A 21,310-nucleotide genomic window follows, 5' to 3' on the forward strand; every position below is an offset into this window, starting at 1 on the left:
CGCCGCATCTTCGACACTGATGAAGCGTCCTGCGGGCAGGTCTGCTCAATATCAAGAGCGTTGGCCGTCCTGCTGGACGGATCACGATACGGGGGTAAACGTGACAGGTTTGACAGCGATATGTCCCTCTCTTGGCTGCGGCAATGAAGACACCGGTTGGGGAGGAAAGCTAGCCGGCACCGAGAAGTCCTGAGCCGTCGTACGGCCGTACTTTCGATGCCGGTTAGTCACGGGGGAGTTCGTGTTCAGAGGTGAGGAATTAGCCGACCGTATTCGGTCGGAGGTAGCCGGTCTGCTGAACGTCGACCCGGCAACAATTGGTGACGACGACCGGTTTGCGCAGCGCGGGTTGGATTCGCTTCGTGCTGCGAGCCTGGTCAAAGTGCTGTCGGACGAACTGGGCAGGAAGTTGTCCCCAGTGCTGCTGTGGCGGTACCCGACCGTCGCGGCGTTGGCAGCATGCCTGGCATCCGGCGCCGACCTGGTGCCTTCAGAACCGGTTGCCGGCAAAGAACGCGGCAGACCCGGCGTGGCGGTCAACGAGCCGATCGCTGTTGTCGGGCTGGCCTGCCGGCTGCCCTCGGCGCCGGATGCCGCTGCCTTCTGGCGTTTGCTGGAGACCGGCGGCGATGCCATTCGCGGCGTTCCCTCCGGCCGGTGGAACGTCGACGAGCTGTCCGACCCGCGGCTGGCTTCGGTGGCGTCAGCGGTGACCGGTGAGGCCGGCTTCCTGGACCACCCGGTCGACGGGTTCGATCCGCTCTTCTTCGGCATATCGCCGCGCGAGGCACAGGAGATGGACCCGAACCAGCGGATGTTCCTCGAAGTCGCGTGGGAAGCGCTGGAAGACGCCGGCTTGGCCAACGAATCGCTTGAGGGCAGTCGCACCGGTGTCTTCGCCGGTGCGATCTGGAACGACTACGCCGGCCTGGCCGAGGAGGGCCGGCAGCCGCTTTCGTTCTATTCCGGAACCGGCCGGGCGCTGAACATGGTGGCGAACCGGCTCTCGTACGTCCTCGGACTGCGCGGGCCGAGCGTCCTGGTGGACAGCGCTTGCTCGGCGTCGCTGCTCGCGGTGCACCTGGCCTGCCAGAGTCTGTGGACTGGCGACTCGACGACGGCACTGGCCGGCGGCGTGAACCTCATGCTGAGCCCGGTGACCACGGCGGCGCTGGCGAACATGGGTGGGCTCTCCCCGAATGCGCGGTGCAAGGCGTTCGACGCGGCGGCCGACGGGATCGCCCGCGGCGAAGGCTGCGGCGTCGTCGTGCTGAAGCCGCTGTCGCGCGCGCTCGCCGACGGCGACCACGTCTGGTGCACGATCCGCGGGTCGGCGGCGAACAACGACGGGAGCAGCAACGGGCTGACCGCGCCGAGTCCGGTCGCGCAGGAGGAGGTGCTGCGTGCCGCGTACGCGCGTGCCGGCGTGTCACCCGCCGACGTGCACTTCGTCGAGGCGCACGGCACCGGGACCAAGCTCGGCGACCCGATCGAGGCGGCCGCGCTCGGCGCGGTCTTCTCGCCCGGTCGCCCGGCGGACAGCCCGTTGCGGATCGGCTCGGTCAAGACGAACATGGGGCATCTGGAAGCCGCCGCCGGCGTCGCCGGACTGATCAAGACGATTCTCGCCCTGCGGCACCGGGCGCTGCCGGCAAACCTGCACTTCCGCACCCCCAATCCGCACATCCCGTTCCGGGACTGGGGCCTGCGCGTGCCCACCGCCATGGAGCCATGGCCCAAGGACCGTCCGCTGCTGGCCGGTGTGAACTCCTTCGGCTGGGGCGGCACCAACGTGCACGTCGTGCTGGAGGGCCGGCAGGAACCCGCCGCGCCTGCCCCGAGTCGGCCTGATTTCGGTGATGCGATCGCAGATGATTCCAAAGTTGCGTTCGTCTGTTCGCCGCACGGTCATCAATGGACCGGCATGGGGCGGAATCTCTTCCGCACGGAACCGGCCTTCAGGGCCGCCGTGCAGCGGATCGACGCCGAGTTCTCGCCGCTGGCCGGATGGTCGATAGCCGACGAGCTGTTCGCCGCGGACGCCGCAGACCGCGTTCACCAGGTCGCCGTCGCGCAACCCGTGCTGTTCGCCGTTCAGCTGGGGCTCGCCGCTGTGCTCCGGGCGCGCGGAGTGGAGCCGGACATGGTGGTCGGCGCGTGCTTCGGCGAGATATCCGCCGCGGCGATCGCCGGAATCCTCGACACTTCCGACGCCATCCGGCTCATTCACCACTACAGCCAGGCACAGCATCGGCTGGCCGGCCAGGGCGGCGGAATGGCGGTCGTGGAACTGCCGGCGGCCGAACTCGCCGAATTCCTCACGGAGCAGGTCGTCGTCGCGGCCGAGTACGGTCCCCGGTCGACCGGGCTGTCCGGCGATGCATCCGCGCTGGAAGCCGTCCTCGCCCAGTTGAAGGAACGGGGCGTGCTGTGCGGGATGGTGCGTATCGACGTCGCCGTGCACAGCCCGGCGGTCGATGCAGTGACCGCAGACTTCGAGAACGCGACAGCCGGTATCACCCCGAGACCGGGCCGCATACCGCTGACGTCCACGATGACCGGCCGACAGGTGCCCTGGCATGACGTGGACGCCGCCTATTTCGCCCGTACTCTGCGTGCGCCGATTCGGCTGTGGGATGCCACCAGGGCGCTCCTCACCGATGGGGCCGACGTACTGCTGGAACTCAGCGCGCATCCGGTGCTCGGCTCCGCACTGCGCCAGACGGTGGCGGATTCCGGCCGGGACGCGGTGGTGCTCGGCAGCATGTGCCGCGGTGAGGACGACCGCGTCGGCGTGCTCGACACGCTCGCCGCCTTCGGACGGCTCGACAGCCCGCAGGCTCCCCGGCCCGAACTGGTCACCCTGTCCGCCAAGTCGCCATCGGCGCTGCGGGAGCTGGCCGACCGGGTCGCTCGGGCCGCCGAAGCCGGCGAGAACGGGCTGGACGCGAACGGGCTGGAACCGCGCGACCTGGCCGGTGCGCTGGCCCGCCGTGCCGATCAGCCGCACCGGTTCGCGGCGGTGGCGACCACGATGAACGATCTCGTGACCGAATTACGCGAGTTCGCGGACGGCACACGTGCCCACGGTGCGGTGTCCGGACGAGCCGCCGAGGCGCGGGAGAAGCTCGCCTTCATCTGCTCCGGGCACGGCTCGCAATGGCTCGGCATGGGGACCGAACTGCTCCGCAGCGAACCGGCCTTCGAGTCGGCGGTGCGCACGTGCGACGCGGCGATCCGGCGCTACGCCGACTGGTCGGTGCTCGCGGAGCTGACCGCCGGCCCGGAGGGCTCGCACCTGAACCGGGTCGATGTGGTGCAGCCGGTCGTCTTCACCGTCCAGGTCGCGCTGGCGGCACTGTGGCGCTCCTGGGGAATCGAGCCGGACGCGATCGTGGGCCACAGCATGGGGGAGGTCGCGGCCGCGCACATCGCCGGTGCGCTGTCCCTGGACGACGCGGCCCGGATCATCTGCCACCGCAGCCGGCTGCTGCAGCGCGCCACCGGGCAGGGAGGCGCGATGCTGGTCGCCGAACTCGGCCTCCAGCAGACGGCCCGGGTCCTGACCGGCCATGAAGAGGCCGTCTCCGTCGCGGTGAGCAACAGCCCGCAGTCGACGGTGCTGTCCGGGGACCGGGCGGCACTCGCACGGATCGGGCGGCTGCTCGACGCCGACGACGTGTTCTGGCGGTGGATCAAGGCAGCGGACGCCGCCGGACACAGCCCGCAGATGGATCCGCTGTGCACCGAGCTCCAGCCGCTGCTCAAGGGCATCACCCCGAAGGCCGCCCGCATTCCGTTCTACTCCACGGTGACCGGCGAGCCGGTCGACGGCACCGAGCTGGACGAGCGGTACTGGGCGCGCAACCTCCGCGAGCCGGTGCTGTTCTCCGGCCAACTCATCCGGATGATGACGGACAGGGTGCGCACCTTCGTCGAGGTGAGCCCGCATCCGGTGCTCCTGCCTTCGGTGCTGCAGACGGCCGCGCATGCCGGCGTGGAGGTGACCACCCTGGCGTCGCTGCGCCGGGACCACCCGGAGCGTGCCGCGCTGCTCTCCTCGTTGGGCAGCCTCTACGTGCTCGGCCGTTCGCCGTCGAAGCTCCGGGTGGTGACCCCTGGGCGGCATGCGGCCCTGCCCACCTATCCGTGGCAGCGGGAGCGGTACTGGCTCGCCCCTTCCGGCGACGGCGCGATGCGACCGCGCACGTCCAATGGCGCCCTGCTGGGCGAACGGGTCGACTCGGCGATCGAGCCGGGCACCCACTACTGGCAGATGGACTTCGACGAGAACACCGCGGCCGCAACGGACTACCGTGTTGCCCGCACGGCGGTGCTGCCGGGTGCGGCCTATGCCGAGATGGCGCTCAGCGCCGCCGCACAGACCGTTCCCGCGGCGCGGCACACCGTGAGGGATCTGCGTTTCCTCAGGCCGCTCGCCCTTTCCGGCGACGGCCGGCGCCGGGTGCAAGCGGTGCTCGTCTCCGGGCAACAGCACGTCTTCCGGGTGTTCGAGCAGCGCGACGCGGACATGGATGAGGTCGCCTCCGCGGTACTCGTGGCCGGACCACCCCACGAGGCACCCGACGCCCTTTCCGTGGAGCAGATCAGCACGCGTTTGACGGACACCATCAGCGGCGCCGACTACTACCGGAACCTTGCTGCCCGCGGCCTCGAATACGGCTCCTCGTACCAGGGAATCGAGCACATCGCGGCCTCCGACCGGGAAGCGCTGGCACGATTCGATCTGACTGCTGCCCGTGCTCGTGCGGCAATCCCCGGGGCGCCGCATCCCCCGGCATTGCTCGACATCGCGTTGCAGGCGGCCGTCGCGCTCGCCCTGGGTGAGCGGTGGGGCGCCGGGCATTCGCTTGCGCCCATGGTCTCCCACATCGACGAGCTCGACTGGTGGCGGACGTCGGTCACCGCCGGATGGGTGCACGCTGTGGTGACGCCGCTTCCCGGCGATCCGGACCGTCTGCACGCCGGCCTTCGGGTCTTCGCCGACGACGGCACGGCCGTCCTCACCGCGACCGGTGTGCTGCTCACCCGTGTCGCACAGCTCAGTCAGCCGGCGACAGCGGACACCGTCGGTGAGCAACCGGCGCAGGGTGACGGCGCAGTGCCGGTTCGCGAGATGCTCTCCGGGCTGCACAAAGCGGACGAGCGCCGCGCGGTGCTGCAGTCGATGCTCTGCGAACACGTCGCGCGCATCGTGAAGATCGCGGCGGCCCGGATCGAGCCGGAAATCCCCTTGAGGGAACTCGGATTCGACTCGGTGATGGCGCTGGAACTGCGCAGCGCTCTTCAAGGAGCTTTCGGGATGCAGCTGCCCGCGACGACGTTCTGGAACTATCCGACCGTTGTCGAGCTGGCCGCGTTCCTGGCCCGGAAGATGGGGATCCCGATCGACGGCGAAATCTCCGCCGGTCCGGTCGATGCCCCCGACGTGAAAGCCGATTCATCGTCAGTCGGCGGTGTGAGCGAAAGTGTCGATTCCATGACCGAGGAAGAGCTGCTCGAACGGGAAACCGCGGAGCTGATGAGCCGAGTGGATGCCATATAGATGTCCACGGCACCCGGTACTACCGAAACGGAAAGTTCCAGCCTGTCCAAGGCCTTGGCCGCGCTCAAGGAGTTGCGGGGCAGGATCGACACGCTGGAGCAGGCCAAGCGAGAAGGCATCGCCATCGTCGGAATGGGTTGCCGCTTTCCCGGTGGTGTCACCTCACCGGAGGAATTCTGGCGGCTGCTGGAGAACGGGGTGGACGCCATCACCGAGGTCCCCGCGTCGCGGTGGAACCTCGACGACTTCTACGATGCAGATCCCGAAGTGCCCGGCCGCATGCGCATGCGGTTCGGCGGGTTCATCGGCGACGTCGACCGGTTCGACCCGTACTTCTTCGGCATCTCGCCGCGCGAGGCCGCGCGCATGGACCCGCAGCAGCGGCTGTTCCTCCAGGTCGCCTGGGAGGCACTGGAGGATGCCGGGCAGACGCGGGACGGTCTCAAGGGCAGCGTGACCGGGGTCTACCTCGGCACAAACTGCCTGGACTACCTGCAGATGCAGATGGCGGAGCCCGAGGACATCGACGGCTACACCATCACCGGCGGCCTCAACTGCGTGATCCCCAACCGGCTGTCCTATCTGTTCGACCTGCGCGGTCCGAGCATCACCGTCGACACGGCCTGCTCGTCATCGCTGGTGGCCGCGCACCTGGCCTGCCAGAGTCTGCGCAGCCGGGAATGCGACATGGCAGTGGTCGGCGGGATCAACCTGATCATGTCGCCGGTCACCACGATGACGCACGTCAAAGGCCTGCCGATGGCGGAGGACGGACGGTGCAAGACCTTCGACGCGCGCGCCGACGGCTATGTGCGCGGCGAGGGCGTCGGCGCGGTCGTACTCAAGCGGCTCTCCGACGCGCAGGCGGCGGGCGACCGGGTGGTGGCCGTCATTCGCGGGACGGCCGTCAACCAGGACGGACTGACCAACGGGCTCACCGCGCCGAACGGCCGGGCGCAGCAACTGGTGATCAGGAGGGCACTGGATAACGCCCGCCTGTCGCCGGCGCAGGTGACGTTGATCGAGGCGCACGGCACCGGCACGGAGCTCGGCGACCCGATCGAGGTCGAGGCCCTGGACGAGGTCTACGGCCGGCGGACCGAGGCCGGGGACGCGTGTGCGCTCGGCGCGGTCAAGACGAACATCGGTCACACCGAGGCGGGTGCGGGGATCGCCGGCCTGATGAAGGTCGCGTTGAGCGTGCAGCACCGTGCGATCGCGCCCAACCTGCACTTCGAGAACCTCAACCCGCACATCTCGCTGGACGACAGCAGGCTGTTCGTACCGACCGCGCGGCTGCCCTGGCACGTCGACGACGAGCGCAGGCACGGTGCGGTCAGCTCCTTCGGCGCGGGCGGGACCAATGTCCATGCGCTGGTCGGACCGGCGCCCGCCGTCGCCGCCGGGTCACCGGACGAGGCGGGCACGGGTCCGGTGGTGATACCGATCTCCGCGCGTACGGCCGGGGCGTTGCCGCCGATGATCGAGGCGTATCGCGACTACCTCGCCTCACCCGCGGGCACGGTGCACTCGCTCCGTGACATCGCCTTCTCGGCTGCGCGCCGCCGGACCCCGCACGAGCACCGGGCCGCTGTGGTGGCGCGGTCGGCCGAGGAGGCGGCGGAGCGGCTCACCCGGTGGCTCGCGGACGGCGCAAGCCCGGGGGTGGTGACCGGCCGCACGTCGAGCGAGGTCGGTTCGGGGACCGTGTTCGCGTTCCCGGGTCAGGGGTCGCAGTGGCCCGGCATGGGGCGCGAGCTGATGGAGCAGTGCCAGGTCTTCCGTACGGCGGTCACCGCATGCGACGAAGCGATGCGCCGGTGGCGGGCAGGCTCGGTGATCGACGAGATCCATCGGCTCGGAGCCGGCAAGGAGCCGGACCGGATCGATGTCATCCAGCCGGCGCTGTTCGCCATCGCGGTCGGACTGGCCGCCCGGTGGCGGTCGCTCGGCGTGCACCCGACCGCGGTGGTCGGACACAGCATGGGCGAGGTGGCCGCCGCACACGTCGCCGGTGCGCTGAGCCTCGACGACGCGGCGCGCATCATCTGCCGGCGCAGTGCGCTGCTGCGCAAGGTCAGCGGGCAAGGCGCGATGCTGGTCGTGGGGCTCTCCATGGACGAGGCCGACGAGGCGATCTCCGACTGCCGCGACCGGGTGTCCGTCGCGGTGAGCAACAGCCCCATGTCGACCGTTCTCTCCGGCGATCCGGTCACCCTGAGCACCCTGGCGGAACTGCTTCGGGAACGGAATGTGTTCTGCCGCCACGTGAGTGTGGACGTCGCGTCGCACAGCCCGCAGATGGATCCGCTGCGCGACGAGCTCTCGGCGGAACTGGCCGGGCTGAAACCGATGAAATCGACCATTCCGATCCTGTCCACCGTCACCGGCGAACTGTGCGACGGAAGCAGCTTCGACACCGATTACTGGATTCGGAATCTGCGGGCACCGGTGCTCTTCTGGCCGGCGGTGCGGTCACTGGCCGAGCAGGGCAGCGGCGTGTTCGTGGAACTGAGCCCGCATCCCATTCTGCTGCCGGCCGTCGAGCAGGGGCTGGAACGGCTGGGCCGCGAAGGCGTGCTGCTGCCGTCCATGCGGCGCGACGAGCCGGAGAACCACGCCATGCTGGAGGGCCGTGCGGCGCTGTACGCCCATGGCGGCCCACTGCCGGACGATCTCGCGCCGACCACCGGACAGCTGGTGCCGCTGCCGGCCTACACCTGGCAGCAGGAGCGGTTCTGGTTCCGTGCGCGGGCCAATGCAAAGGCCGCACCCGCCGGCCCGGTACGAGCGGCCCTCCCGGCATCTGCGCCGGCACCCGCCGAACAGCCGGGCAACAGCTTGATCGCGCGGCTGCGGACCGAGCCTGCCGCGGTGCGGCGCGAGACGATGTTCGCGTTCGTGCTCGGCGCTGTGGCCGAGATCCTCGAGTACGAGCCGGACCGCCTCGATCCCCGGTCGGGGTTCTTCCAGCTCGGCATGAACTCCGCCATGGCGACGCAGGTCCGCGCCAGGCTGGAGGCCGGACTGGAGCACAGACTGCCCGCTCCGGTGATCTTCGAATATCCCACGGTGGAAGCGCTGGCGGACTACCTGCTCACGCTCGTCCACCCGGCGAACGACCCTGCGCCGTATTCCGGCCGATCGCCCGAAAGCAAGACCCTGGACCGGACGCGCAGCCTCGCGGAAACGGCATCGGACGCGGACATAGAAAACATGCCGGAAGAGGAACTCATTGCGTTTCTGGCCGAGGAAATCGGAGCGCCGCTCGCAGGGCAGGAAGGACGCGATGACCAGCAGGAGCGATGACACGAGGCAGTCGGTCCTGGCGCAAAGCCTGCTGGAGATCCGGCGGTTGCGGGCCGAGCTCAAGAAGGCCGAGCAGGCGACCGGCGCACCGATCGCCATCGTCGGAATGGCCTGCCGCATGCCGGGCGGGGCGCAGAACCCGGACGAGTTCTGGGAGTTCCTCCGCGCCGGTCGCGACGGCATCTCGGACATTCCGGCGGAACGCTTCGATGCGGATGCCTACTACGACCCGACGCCGGGCACGCCCGGGAAGATGGCAACCCGGCGTGCGGGTCTCCTGCCCGCAGTCGACCGGTTCGACGCCGGCTTCTTCGGGGTTGCGCCCCGCGAGGCCGCATGGCTCGACCCCCAGCAGCGCCTGGTGCTCGAAGTCGGCTGGGAGGCGCTCGAACATGCGGGGACGAACGCGGCAGCGCTGCGGAGCAGCGCCACCGGCGTGTTCCTCGGCATCACCAACAGCGACTACGGCCAGCTGCTGATGCAGCAGATGGACCCGCCCGACCTGGAGGCGTACGGGCTGACCAGCAGCGCGTCGACGTTCGCCGCGGGGCGGCTGTCGTACTGGCTGGGCCTGTCCGGGCCGAGCATGTCGGTCGACACCGCGTGCTCGTCGTCGCTGGTCGCCGTGCACCTCGCCTGTCAGAGCCTGCGTTCCGGCGACTGCACGACCGCGTTGGCCGGAGGGGTGAACGTGCTGCTGTCACCCGAGTGGTTCGTCGTCCTGTCCAAGGCGAACATGCTGGCGCCGGACGGACGGTGCAAGACCTTCGACGCCGCCGCCGACGGCTATGTGCGCGGCGAGGGCGCCGGGATGCTCGTACTGAAGCGGCTGTCCGACGCGGTCGCCGACGGCGACCGGATCCACGCGGTGATCCGCGGCTCCGCGGTCAACCAGGACGGGCGGAGCAGCGGGATCACCGTACCCAACGGCAAGGCCCAGCAGGACGTCGTGCGCCGCGCACTGCGCGCCGCATCGGTCACCGCCGCCGAGGTCGACTACGTGGAAGCCCATGGCACCGGCACGCCGCTCGGCGATCCGATCGAGCTGCGGGCGCTTGAGGCGGTGCTCGGCGAGCGCGGCGACAGGGGGCCGCTGCGGGTCGGCTCGGTGAAGACGAACGTCGGCCACCTCGAACCGGCCTCCGGCATCGCCGGGTTGATCAAGCTGGTGCTCGCGCTGGAGCACGAGGAGATCCCGCCCCACCGCAACCTCGGCATGCTCAACCCGGAGATCTCGCTCGACGAGCCGGCCATCGAGATTCCGACCGATGTGACACCGTGGCCGCGCACGGGCAAACCCCGTATCGCGGGCGTGAGTTCCTTCGGCGCGAGCGGCACGAACGCGCACGTGATCGTCGCGGAGGCACCGGAGACCCGCCCGGGGGCGGCGCCGACCCGGCCGATGCACCTGCTCACCCTGTCGGCGAAGAGCCCAGCAGCGCTCACCGACCTGGCGGCGCGCTATCAGCGCACGCTGGCCCGGGCGGCGGAGGGTGCGGCATCGGACACGGCTGTGGCGGACATCTGCTTCACCGCGAACACCGGCCGCGAGCACTTCCCGCACCGGCTCGGAATCGTCGGCGCGACGGCGGCCGAGCTGGCGGACTCGCTCACCACAGCCGCCGGCGAGGACTGGGCCGCCGCCGGCGTACGGCGCGGCCACGCGTCGTACGGCAGCCGCCCCAAGGCGGTGTTCCTGTTCACCGGGCAGGGAGCGCAGTACCCGGCCATGGCCAGGACGCTCTATGAGACCGAGCCGGTGTACGCCCGGGTGATCGACCGATGCGACGAGGTACTGACACCGGTGCTGGGGCGTTCGCTGCGCTCGGTGCTGGACGGTGAGGACGGCGACAGCGCGCTCATCCACCGGACCGAGTACACCCAGCCGGCGTTGTTCGCGGTGGAATACGCGCTCGCGCAGTTGTGGAAGTCGTGGGGGATCGAGCCCGCGGCCGTGCTCGGGCACAGCGTCGGCGAGCTGGTCGCGGCCTGTGTCGCCGGCGTGCTGCCCGCGGAGGACGGGCTGGTGCTCGCGGCCCGCCGTGGCCGGCTGATGGCGGAACTGACCGAGCCGGGGTCCATGGCCACCGTCTTCGCCCCGGCCGAGGTGGTCGGCGAGGCGGTCCGGCCGTTTGCCGCCGAGGTGTCGATCGCTGCGGTCAACGGGCCGCAGAGCGTGGTCGTCTCCGGGGCGGGCGGAGCGGTCGGCGAGCTGCTGGCCGAGCTCGCCGGGCAAGGCATCAAGTCCAAGCTGCTGGCCGTTTCGCGCGCGTTCCACTCGCCGCTGATGGAGCCGATGCTGGACCGGTTCGAGCGCGAAGCGGCCACGATCGCGTACGCGGCTCCGCGCATTCCGCTCATCTCCAACGTCACCGGCAAGCCACTGACCGGCGAGGGGGCATTCACCGCGCAGTACTTGCGCGAGCACGTGCGCGCCCCGGTTCAGTTCCTCGCCGGTATGAACGAGCTGTACGGGCAGAGCTACCGGACGTTCGTGGAGGTGGGACCGGCGCCGACGCTGCTCGGCATGGCGAAACGGTTCGCCCCGGACCCCGGCGCGCATGCCGAAGCCGCCGCGTTCCTGCCGTCGCTGCGTCCCGGCCGTCCCGACTCGCGGGTGCTGCTGGACAGCCTCGGCGAGCTCTACGTCCGTGGCTTCGCGGTGAACTGGACCGGCCTGGCCGGCGGCGAGGACCGCCGGAAGGTGGCCTTGCCGACCTATCCGTTCCAGCGAAGCAGGCATTGGTTCCGGCCGAGCAGCCGGACTCCGGCGTCCGCCGCGACGGCGCCCGCCGGGCCGTCTACGCTGCTCGGCCGGCGCATCCCTTCACCGCTGGACAGCATCCAGTTCGCGTCGCGCCTGGACGCCGACGTGCACCCCTGTCTCGCCGACTGCGTGGTGGACGGCCTCACCGTGGTCAACATCGGCGTCTACCTGGACGCGGCTCTGGCAGCAGCGCGCGAGATCGGCCGCTGCGGGCCGCTGGTGCTGACCGACTGTCTCGTACCGCAGAGCCTGATTCTCGACCCGGAACAACGACGGCCGGTGCAGCTGGTGCTCCAGCCGCAGGACGACGGGAGCGCCGCGTACCGCTACTACGCGGCGGACCAGGCCGACGGCGAGGACCGGTGGGTGCTGCACGCACAGGGCAGAGTCGCCCCCGCCGCAGCCCTTGGTGCGTCCGCCACTCGCGCGCCGGATCCGCGATCGGTGGCGGCGCGGCTCGCCGACGAATTGCCGGGAGTGGACTTCTACCGGCAGTTGTGGCAGCGCAAGAGCCATCTCGGACCGTCGGTGCAGTGGATCGACCACGTCTGGCACACGCCGGGTGAAGCCGTGGCCCGGATGCGGGCGCCGCAGCCCGGGGAGACCGATCCGTACCAGCTGCACCCCGGCCTCACCGACGCGTCGTTCCAGCTGCTCTTCGCCTGTCTGCCGCCGGACACTCCGGCGGACGCGGTGTTCATGCTGGTCGGAATCGACCGGTTCGCCTTCCACGGATACGACGGCGCCCGCGAGTTGTTCTGCCACGCGAGACTACTGCCCACCTCGGATCCGGCCGGGATGCTGATCGCCGAGGTGCGGCTGCTGGATGCCGACGGGCGACTGACCGCGGAGATCGGCGGGGTGTGTCTCAAGCGGGCCGACCGGTCCTCCCTGCTGCGCACCGCACCGGTGCCGACCGCCGGGCGGCCGGCGGCGGACGAGCCTGTCGTGACCAGAGGCATCTCCACCGCCGAGCCGGACGTGCAGGCGCTGGTGACCAGTACGGTGGCCGGTGCGTTGCGTGCGCCGGAGGCCGAGCTCGACCTGCACGAACCGCTGCCGAACCTCGGGCTCGACTCGCTGATGGCGCTGGAGGTCAAGAACGCGCTCTCCATGCGGCTGGGCATCTCGCTGCCGCTGGCAGCCTTCCTGGAGGGCCGCAGCATCGCCGAGCTGGGCGCGTACGTACGCTCCCTGGTCGACGGTGCGGACACGGGATCCGAGGAAGCGACGCAGGACGGGCCGCCCGACACGAGCGGCCGGGTGCTCGTGCACGACCACGCGGCCCGGTTCGAGCCGTTCGCCATGACCGACCTGCAGCAGGCCTACCTGGTCGGGCGGTCGGGCGCGTTCGAACTCGGCAACGTGTCGACCTACTTCTTCATCGAGGTCGACGTCGACGATCTCGATCTCGACCGGCTGACCGCCGCTTTTCAGCGCATGGTCGGCAGACACGACATGCTGCGCGCGGTCGTCGACCCGGATGGAACGCAACGGGTGCTCGCGGACGTGCCGCCCTACCAGCCGCACGTCGTCGATCTCACGGGATGCACCGAGCAGGAGCGCGAGCAGCGGCTGGCGGAGATCCACCGCGAGATGAAGCACCAGGTGTTCGACACCGCCGTGTGGCCGCTGTTCGACATCCGCGCGACACGCGTCGACGGCTGTCGGACCCGGCTGCACGTCGGGCTGGACGCATTGATCATCGATGCCTGGAGCACGTCACTGCTGTTCCGGGAGTGGGCGGCCGCGTACCGGGATCCGGACCGGCAGCTTCCCGAGCCGGCGATCACCTACCGGGATTACGTCCTCGCGACCAGGGAGCTGCAGCAGTCGCCGGACCATGCGGCGTCGCTGGAGTACTGGCGGGAACGCGTGAAGACGCTGCCGCCCGCGCCGGAACTGCCGCTGGCGACGAATCCGTCGTCGCTCGCCGAGCCCGAGTTCACGCACCGTTCCGCACGCATCGAGGAAGACGGCTGGGTGCGCTTCAAGCACCATGCGGCGAACGCGGGAGTGACCCCATCGGCCGCACTGTGCACCGCGTATGCACAGGTGCTCGCCGCGTGGAGCAAGTCGAGCCATTTCACGCTCAACCTGTTGGTGTTCAACCGCATGCCTCTGCACCCTGATGTGGAGAGCGTGGTGGGCAACTTCAGTGCGACGACCTTGCTGGAGGTGCGCCACTCCCCCGCCGAGGCCTTCACCGCACGTGCCGAGAAGCTGCAGAAGCAGCTGTGGCAGGACCTGGAACACAGCCGGGTCAGCGGAGTGCAGGTGCTCCGCGAGCTGAACCGGGCCCGCGGGAACGCGGCGGCGGCCGGCATGCCGGTGGTGTTCGCCAGCACCGTCAACTTCGCCGCGCGGGACGGAGCGACCTCGGCCGGAGGCTTCGCGCAGCATCTGCTGGACATGGGGGTGAACGGACGGGAGGTGTCCAGCCAGATCCGCACCCCGCAGGTGTGGCTGGACCACCAGGTCGTCGAGGACTCCGGGGGCCTGCTGCTCAACTGGGACTTCGTCGCGGAGTTGTTCCCCGTCGGCATGATCGACGCGATGTTCGACGCCTACGTCGATGTGCTGACGAGTCTGTGCGAGGACGAGAGCGCCTGGCAGCGACCGGCCGCGGTGCTCGTCCCCAGCGGCCAGCTGGAGGTCCGGCGGCAGGTCAATGCGTCGGCCGCGCCCATGACCGACGCCTTGCTGCATGAGGCTTTCGCCGAGCACGCGGCGAGCGATCCGGACCGGACCGCGGTCATCGCACCGGGCCGGACCCTGAGCTACGGCGAGCTGGACGGGCTGTCCAACCAGCTGGCCCGCCGGCTGCGGGCCAGCGGTGCGGCACCGGGTGTCCTGGTCGGTGTGGTCATGGAGAAGGGCTGGGAGCAGGTCGCCGCGGTCCTCGGCGTCACCAAGTCCGGTGCGGCTTACGTACCGATCGACGCCGCCGTACCGGCCGAGCGACTGCGGCTGCTGCTCGCCGACGCCGGAATCGCCCTCGTACTGACCCAATCGTGGGTCGCCGAGCGCTCCGACTGGCCGGACGGCATCACGCGGCTGTCGGTGGACGGTCCGGGTGCACTGGCCGAGAGCGACGAGCCGCTCGCGCCGCCGGCGACCACGGCGACCGACCTGGCGTATGTGATCTACACGTCCGGTTCCACCGGTGTGCCCAAGGGCGTGATGATCGAGCACGCCGGCGCGGTGAACACCATCCGGGACGTCAACGAGCGGTTCGGGATCACGAGCCGGGACCGGGTGCTCGCGCTGTCCGCGCTGAACTTCGACCTGTCCGTGTACGACGTCTTCGGCATCCTGTCCGCCGGCGGTGCACTGGTGCTCCCCGCCGCGGACGCGCACCGCGAACCGGCGGCCTGGGCACGGCTCGTCGAGGATCACCAGGTCACGGTGTGGAACACCGTGCCGGCGCTGATGGAGATGTACACCGAGCACGTGCTGGCCGGTGCGCGTGATGTGGCGCCGCCCCTGCGCGTGGTCATGATGAGCGGGGACTGGATCCCGGTGGCACTGCCCGGCCGCATTCGCCGGCTGCTGCCGGATGCCGGGATCTGGAGCCTGGGCGGGGCCACCGAGGCGTCCATCTGGTCGATCGTCCACAAGATCGAGCGGGTGGACCCGGCCTGGGCGAGCATCCCGTACGGCGTACCAATGCGCAATCAGCAGTTCCACGTGCTGAACGAGGCGTTGCAGCCGTGCCCGGACTGGGTGCCCGGCCACCTCCACATCGCGGGCGCCGGCCTGGCCCGCGGCTACTTCGGCGACCAGCGGAGGACCAGGGCCGCCTTCATCCGGCACCCGGCCACCGGGGAGCGGCTGTACCGCACCGGCGACCTCGGCAGATACCTGCCCGACGGCACCATCGAGTTCCTCGGGCGCGAGGACTTCCAGGTCAAGATCGGGGGCTACCGGATCGAACTGGGCGAGGTCGAGGCCGCGCTCACCCAGCAGCCCGGCGTCCGTGCCGCGGTCGCCGTCGCGGCCGGCGCACCCAGGGGCGCCAAGCGCTTGGTCGGATATGTCGTCGCCGACCGCGACTCGGAGCTGACCGAGTCCGGCCTCCGGCACGTGCTCGGGCAGGTGCTGCCCGAGTACCTGGTGCCCCAGCGCATCGTGCTGCTCGACGAGCTTCCGCTCAGCGCCAACGGGAAGGTCGACCGGGCGGCACTCCCCCATCCGGACGGCCAGGTCGGCGCAGAACGGCGCACGCAGCCGCGCAACGATATCGAGGAGCAACTGGCGGCGATCTGGGCCGAGTTCTTCACGACGGAGTCGGTCGGCGTCACCGACGACTTCTTCGACCTCGGCGGCGACTCGATGCTCGCCGTGCGACTGATGGCGCGGATCAAACAACACTTCGGCCGCTCGCTGCCGCTGGCCGTCCTGTTCACGCACCCGACGATCGAGCTGCTGGCCACGACGCTCGGCGAGACCGACGGGGAACACCGCCGCAGCGCCTTGGTGCCGATCCGGACCGGCGGCACCGAGGCCCCGCTGGTGCTCGTGCATCCGGTCGGCGGCGATGTGCTCTGCTACGCGGAGCTGGCCGGGCTGCTGGGCGCCGACCAGCCGGTCTACGCGCTGCAGGTGCCGGACACCGGGACGCCACTGGCCACCGTTGCCGACCTCGCCGCGCACTACGTGGAGGCGGTCACCACGGCCCTCCCGGACGGCCCGTACCGGCTCGGCGGCTGGTCCATGGGCGGCGTGATCGCGCTGGAGGTCGCCCGCCGGCTCTCCGCGGCCGGCGCGCAGGTCGGCCTGGTGGCGGTGATCGATCTCCTGGAACCGCCGGGGCCGGCGCCCGGCGAGGTCACCGAGGCCGGGCTGCTGTCCTGGTTCGCGGGGGACCTGGCCGGGCTCGCGGACAGCGGCTGGAACCTGCCGCCGGAGGCCTTCGGCGCGTCGCACGGCACCGATGCGCTGGCCGTGCTGCACGAGCGGGCCCGGGCCGCGGACGTCCTGCCGCACGACATCGACGCGGAGACCCTCGGCCGGGTGGTGCAGCGCTTCTGCACCAACGCCCGGGCCCTGCGGGCACATCGGCCGCAGCCGTACGAGGGAACGGTCCGGTTCTTCCGGGCCAAGGACGGCGGTGCGTCGGTGGAGACCGCGAAGCGGTGGCTGGGCCTGCTGCCCGGCGACGCCGAGGTGGTGGACGTGCCCGGCGACCACTACAGCGTGATGCGCACCCCGCAGCTGGCCGTGCTGGCCGACGAGCTCGGTCACGCCATGACCGTTCCCGAAGGTAGCCCGAATCCGATCACGTCATCCGGGCTGGAGGCCCTGTGAGCAAGCGGCTGTACGAGTTGGGGGAAGACCTGCGGCTGGGCGAAGTCCCGGAGCAGATGTACGCGTCGGTCATCCGTCCGGAGCGGTACGGCCGACCGGCGGACGCGTTTCGTACCGAGGTCGTGGACATGCCGCCGGTAGGCCGAGGTCAGGTCGTGGTGCGCATGATGGCGGCGGGGGTGAACTACAACAACGTGTGGGCGGCGCTGGGCGAACCGGTTGACGTCATCGCGGCCAGACGGCACGCCGGTGACACCGAGGACTTCCACATCGGCGGGTCCGAAGGCTCCGGCGTGGTGTGGGCGGTCGGCGAGGGCGTACGGCAGGTCCGGGCCGGCGATCACGTGGTGCTCTCCGGCTGCCGCTGGGACGAGTCGGCGCCGGACATCCGGGCCGGTGCCGACCCGATGACCTCGTCCACCCAGCGGGTGTGGGGGTACGAGGAGAGCTGGGGCGCGTTCGCGCAGTTCGCCGTGGTCGACGAGTACCAGTGCCACCCGAAACCCGAGCGGCTGACCTGGGAGGAGGCCGCCTGCTACCTGCTCGCCGGCGCCACCGCGTACCGGCAGCTGCTCGGCTGGCAGCCCCATGTGGTGAAGCCGGGCGATCCGGTGCTCATCTGGGGCGGTGCCGGCGGCCTCGGCACCATGGCGATCCAGATCGTCAAGGCCTACGGAGGTGTTCCGGTCGCCGTCGTCTCCTCCCCCGAACGCGCCGACTACTGCATGCGGTTGGGCGCCAAGGGCGTGATCAACCGGCGCGAATTCAGCCACTGGGGGCGGCTGCCGGACATCGGCGATACCGCGGCAACCGCCGCCTGGCTGAAAGAGGTCCGGCGGTTCGGCAAGAAGATCTGGGAGATCCTCGGCGAGAAACGCGCGCCGAAGATCGTGCTGGAGCACAGCGGCCAGGACACCATTCCCACCTCGATGTATCTGTGCGACACCGCGGGCATGGTGGTGATCTGCGGCGGCACGACCGGCTTTCACGCCGATGTGGACCTCCGGTACCTGTGGATGCGGCAGAAGCGGCTGCAAGGCTCGCATTTCGCCAACTTCGCGCAGTGCCGGGCTATCACCGAACTGGTGTCGGCCGGACTCGTCGAACCGTGCCTGTCCTGGACCGGGAACTTCGACGACCTCGGCAAGGCACACCAGATGATGTACGACAACACGCATGCGATGGGCAGCATGGCCGTTCTCGTCAACGCGCCGCGGCCGAACATGACCTCCATTGACGTGGCATGAGGCAGGAGCGGAGTTTCTGATGACAGATGCGGAAACCGGTGCAGGGGCGTTTCCCATCGGCCGGTCATGCCCGTTCGATCCGCCGAAGGAATACGCGGCACTGCGTGCCGACCGGCCCATCACCCGGGCGCCGCTGCGCACCGGCGGCAACACCTGGGTGCTCACCAGTCACGAACTGGTGCGCCGAATTCTCACCGACTCCCGGCTGACCGCCTACCGGCCGCCGGGAGCGCTGCGCATGCAGGACCCGGACGAGCTTCCGCCGCCGGAGAAGATCCCGCTGGTCGCATTGGACCCGCCGGAGCACACCGTGCACCGCCGCATGGTGGCCAACGAGTTCACGGTCAAGCGCATCCGGGGCATGCGCCCGTTCATCCAGCAGGTGGTGGACAACTGCATCGACGCGATGCTCGCCAACGGCCGTTGCTCCGCGGACCTGTTCACCGCACTGGCCGTTCCGGTACCGTCCCAGGTGATCTGCGAGCTGCTCGGCGTGCCCTACGCGGACCGCGAGCGCTTCCTGCGCATCGCCGACGTGCTGGTCGACGGGGGCAGCACCGAACAACAGGTGGCCACGGCCATTGACGAGCTGCGCGAGTTCCTCGCCGAACTGGTCGCCGGCAAGGCGCGGGCTCCGGAGCAGGACCTTCTCAGCCGGCTCATCGTCAAGTACCAGGAGGCGGATACGTATCAGCCGGACCAGGTGATCAGCACCGCCCAGGTGCTGCTCAACGCCGGACACGAAACCACCACCAGCATGATCGGCCTGGGCACGCTCGCGCTGCTCGACAACCCGGACCAGCTGGCCGCGTTCAAGGCGAACCCGTCGCTGGCCCCTCAACTGGTCGAGGAACTGATGCGGTTCCTCACCATCACCGACACGGTGTGCTTTCGCACCGCCACCGCCCGGATCGACATCGGCGGCGTGACCATCGAACGGGGCGATGCGATTCTGCCGTTGTCCGCCGCGGCCAACCGCGATCCCGCGGTGTACGAGAATCCCGATGCGCTGGACATCCACCGCAGTGCGCGCAAACACATCGCATTCGGCTATGGAATCCATCAGTGCCTCGGGCAGAACCTGGCGAGGCTGGAACTGGAGATTGTGTTCACCACGCTCTTCGCCAGGATTCCGGACCTGCGACTGGACGCGCCGCTGGCCGGTCTCCCGTACAAGAGCGACGGGATGATCTACGGCGTGACCAGGGTGCCGGTGGCGTGGTGAGCGCCGGCCGCCGGACCGTGCGGGTCACCGCCGACCTCGATCGGTGCATCGGCTCCGGACAGTGCGTTCTCACCGAGCCGAGGGTGTTCGACCAGAACGATCACGATGGGCGGGTGGTGCTGCTGACCGACGACCTCGACGCGGAAACCGCGCCCACGGCCTCCCTGGCGGTGGAGACCTGCCCGGTACAGGCACTCTCGGTGGTGCCGACAAATGAAGACACGACGTACACACGACGTACAACGGAAAGGGAATCATGACGGAGTCGAAGTTCGTCTCGCACACCCCGGAATCCGCACCGGAAGGCAGCAGTCGGATGCTTGCCGGTGCCCAGCAGAAGTTCGGGTTCGTCCCGGCACCGGTGGCCAAAATGGCGTCCTCGCCGGAGCTGCTCGCCACCTTCCAGCAGAACCTCGGGGCGTTCGACAAGACCTCGCTGACGGCGATGGAGCGCGAGGTGGTGGTGCTCACCATGGCCACCTTCGTGGAGTGCCACTACTGCGTCGCCATGCACTCGACCATGCTGGCCGGGCAGCAGGCCCCGGAGGAGCTGATCGAGGCGCTGCGTGCGGGCGAGCCGCTTCAGGACGCCCGGCTGGAGGCCATACGGAAGTTCGCGCTGGCCGTGCTGGAGACCAAGGGTGGCGTGGCCGACCAGGACATCGACGCGTTCTTCGCGGCCGGCTACACCCAGCAGAACGCCCTCGAAGTGGTGCTGGGTATCGGCACGTACACCATGTCGACCTTCGCCAACCGGCTGACCCGCGCCGAACTGGACGCGCCGTTCGAGAAGTACCGCTGGGAGGGCAACTCCAACTGATCGGCCGACGCACGGCGTAGACGCGGTGGGGCGGCCGGCAGCGGCCGCCCCACCGGAGACTCACGGGGGATTGTTGAATTGCTGAAGAAGTCGATAGTGGTGCGGGCCGTGATGTCCGCAGTGTTGTTCGTTTCGGCTGTGGCGTGCGCCCAGGCGGGCGCGGCGCCCGCCACTCATGGCGCGGGCGACGATGACGTCATCGTCGAGAACCGGCTTTCGCTGGGCAACGGCTATGTGCAGTCGGTGTATTCACGCGGTGCGCACGGCGCGCCCAGAACGATCGGGATCACCGTCGACGAGGCGGCGATGAAATCTCTGCCGACCACTCCCACGCACGACGGCAACACCTGCTTCGACACCGACGGGAACGGCAGCATCGACCCGGCCACCGAATGCAAGGGCGGGCACGAACGGGTGCTGTGGTTCCCCAAGCTGGAGGGGCTGCCGTTCCAATGGATGATGTTCAACTGGCAGCCGATGGGGCACGGTCCGACGCACGTCTTCGACAAGCCGCACTTCGATCTGCACTTCTTCATCCAGGACTACTCCGCGCGCAATGCCATCCGTACCGGACCGTGCGGTGCGTTGCTGGTGAACTGTGACGACCATAAGAAGGCGATACTGCCGGTGCCGGATCCCTTCTCCCCGCCCGGGTTCGGTATGCCCGGGGACGCCGGCCGCATGGGCAATCACCTCGCCGACCTGAACGCGCCGCCGGTCAATGGCGGCCCGTTCACGCAGGCGTTCGTCTATGGCACCTACAACGCGCACATCTCCTTCTGGGAAACGGTCTTCAACAAGGAATGGCTTGCCCCGACCAAGCCGAAGCGTGACTGCATCGACCTCAGGCAGGCACCGCAGGTCGAGCAGAGCGGCTACTACCCGCGCAAGTCGTGCGTGTCCTACCGGCAGGGCCCGCGTGACTACCTGATGACGCTGGAGGACTTCGTCTACCGCAGCGCACCGGCGGGCACCCCGGCGCCGCAGTGGGGGGCCACGAAGGGGACCGGCACCGCGCAGCCCGAAGACGGTCACAGTCATTCGGCGCACTAGCTCCGCGTCGAGA

8 protein-coding genes are annotated in these 21,310 nt (G+C 69.7%); all 8 read left to right on the forward strand.

All coding sequences use genetic code 11. The features are described from left to right. The first annotated feature begins 241 nt into the window (after window positions 1-241). The 8 genes from FHS39_RS24415 (at window position 242) to FHS39_RS24450 (ending at window position 21,297) form a co-directional block, all read left to right on the forward strand. Complete coding sequence (locus FHS39_RS24415; RefSeq protein WP_184351661.1) at window positions 242-5,566, forward strand: type I polyketide synthase; 5,325 nt, start codon at window positions 242-244, stop codon at window positions 5,564-5,566. Then, window positions 5,567-8,875: a type I polyketide synthase gene (locus FHS39_RS24420; RefSeq protein ID WP_184351662.1), complete on the forward strand. Its 3,309-nt coding sequence runs from the start codon at window positions 5,567-5,569 to the stop codon at window positions 8,873-8,875. It abuts the gene before it with no gap. Beyond that, on the forward strand, window positions 8,856-16,952 hold the full coding sequence (locus FHS39_RS24425; RefSeq protein ID WP_184351663.1) for a hybrid non-ribosomal peptide synthetase/type I polyketide synthase: 8,097 nt from the start codon (window positions 8,856-8,858) through the stop codon (window positions 16,950-16,952). Before FHS39_RS24420 ends, FHS39_RS24425 begins: the two co-directional genes overlap by 20 nt. Next, window positions 16,949-18,199 carry a crotonyl-CoA carboxylase/reductase gene (ccrA, locus tag FHS39_RS24430; protein ID WP_343069726.1) on the forward strand — a complete coding sequence of 417 codons (1,251 nt, stop codon included), beginning with the start codon at window positions 16,949-16,951 and terminating at the stop codon, window positions 18,197-18,199. The genes FHS39_RS24425 and ccrA overlap by 4 nt, the downstream gene beginning before the upstream one ends. Then, window positions 18,186-19,424 carry a cytochrome P450 gene (locus FHS39_RS24435; protein WP_221463205.1) on the forward strand — a complete coding sequence of 413 codons (1,239 nt, stop codon included), beginning with the start codon at window positions 18,186-18,188 and terminating at the stop codon, window positions 19,422-19,424. Before ccrA ends, FHS39_RS24435 begins: the two co-directional genes overlap by 14 nt. Beyond that, window positions 19,418-19,684 carry a ferredoxin gene (locus FHS39_RS24440; protein ID WP_343069727.1) on the forward strand — a complete coding sequence of 89 codons (267 nt, stop codon included), beginning with the start codon at window positions 19,418-19,420 and terminating at the stop codon, window positions 19,682-19,684. The genes FHS39_RS24435 and FHS39_RS24440 overlap by 7 nt, the downstream gene beginning before the upstream one ends. Then, window positions 19,681-20,244 carry a carboxymuconolactone decarboxylase family protein gene (locus FHS39_RS24445; protein ID WP_045933407.1) on the forward strand — a complete coding sequence of 188 codons (564 nt, stop codon included), beginning with the start codon at window positions 19,681-19,683 and terminating at the stop codon, window positions 20,242-20,244. Before FHS39_RS24440 ends, FHS39_RS24445 begins: the two co-directional genes overlap by 4 nt. Before the next feature lie 78 nt (window positions 20,245-20,322). Beyond that, window positions 20,323-21,297 (forward strand): hypothetical protein, encoded by a 975-nt coding sequence (locus FHS39_RS24450; RefSeq protein WP_184351664.1) that lies wholly within the window; start codon window positions 20,323-20,325, stop codon window positions 21,295-21,297. Window positions 21,298-21,310: the final 13 nt, after the last annotated feature.

Origin of the sequence: Streptomyces olivoverticillatus (assembly GCF_014203555.1) — a bacterium.
Lineage (GTDB): Bacteria > Actinomycetota > Actinomycetes > Streptomycetales > Streptomycetaceae > Streptomyces > Streptomyces olivoverticillatus.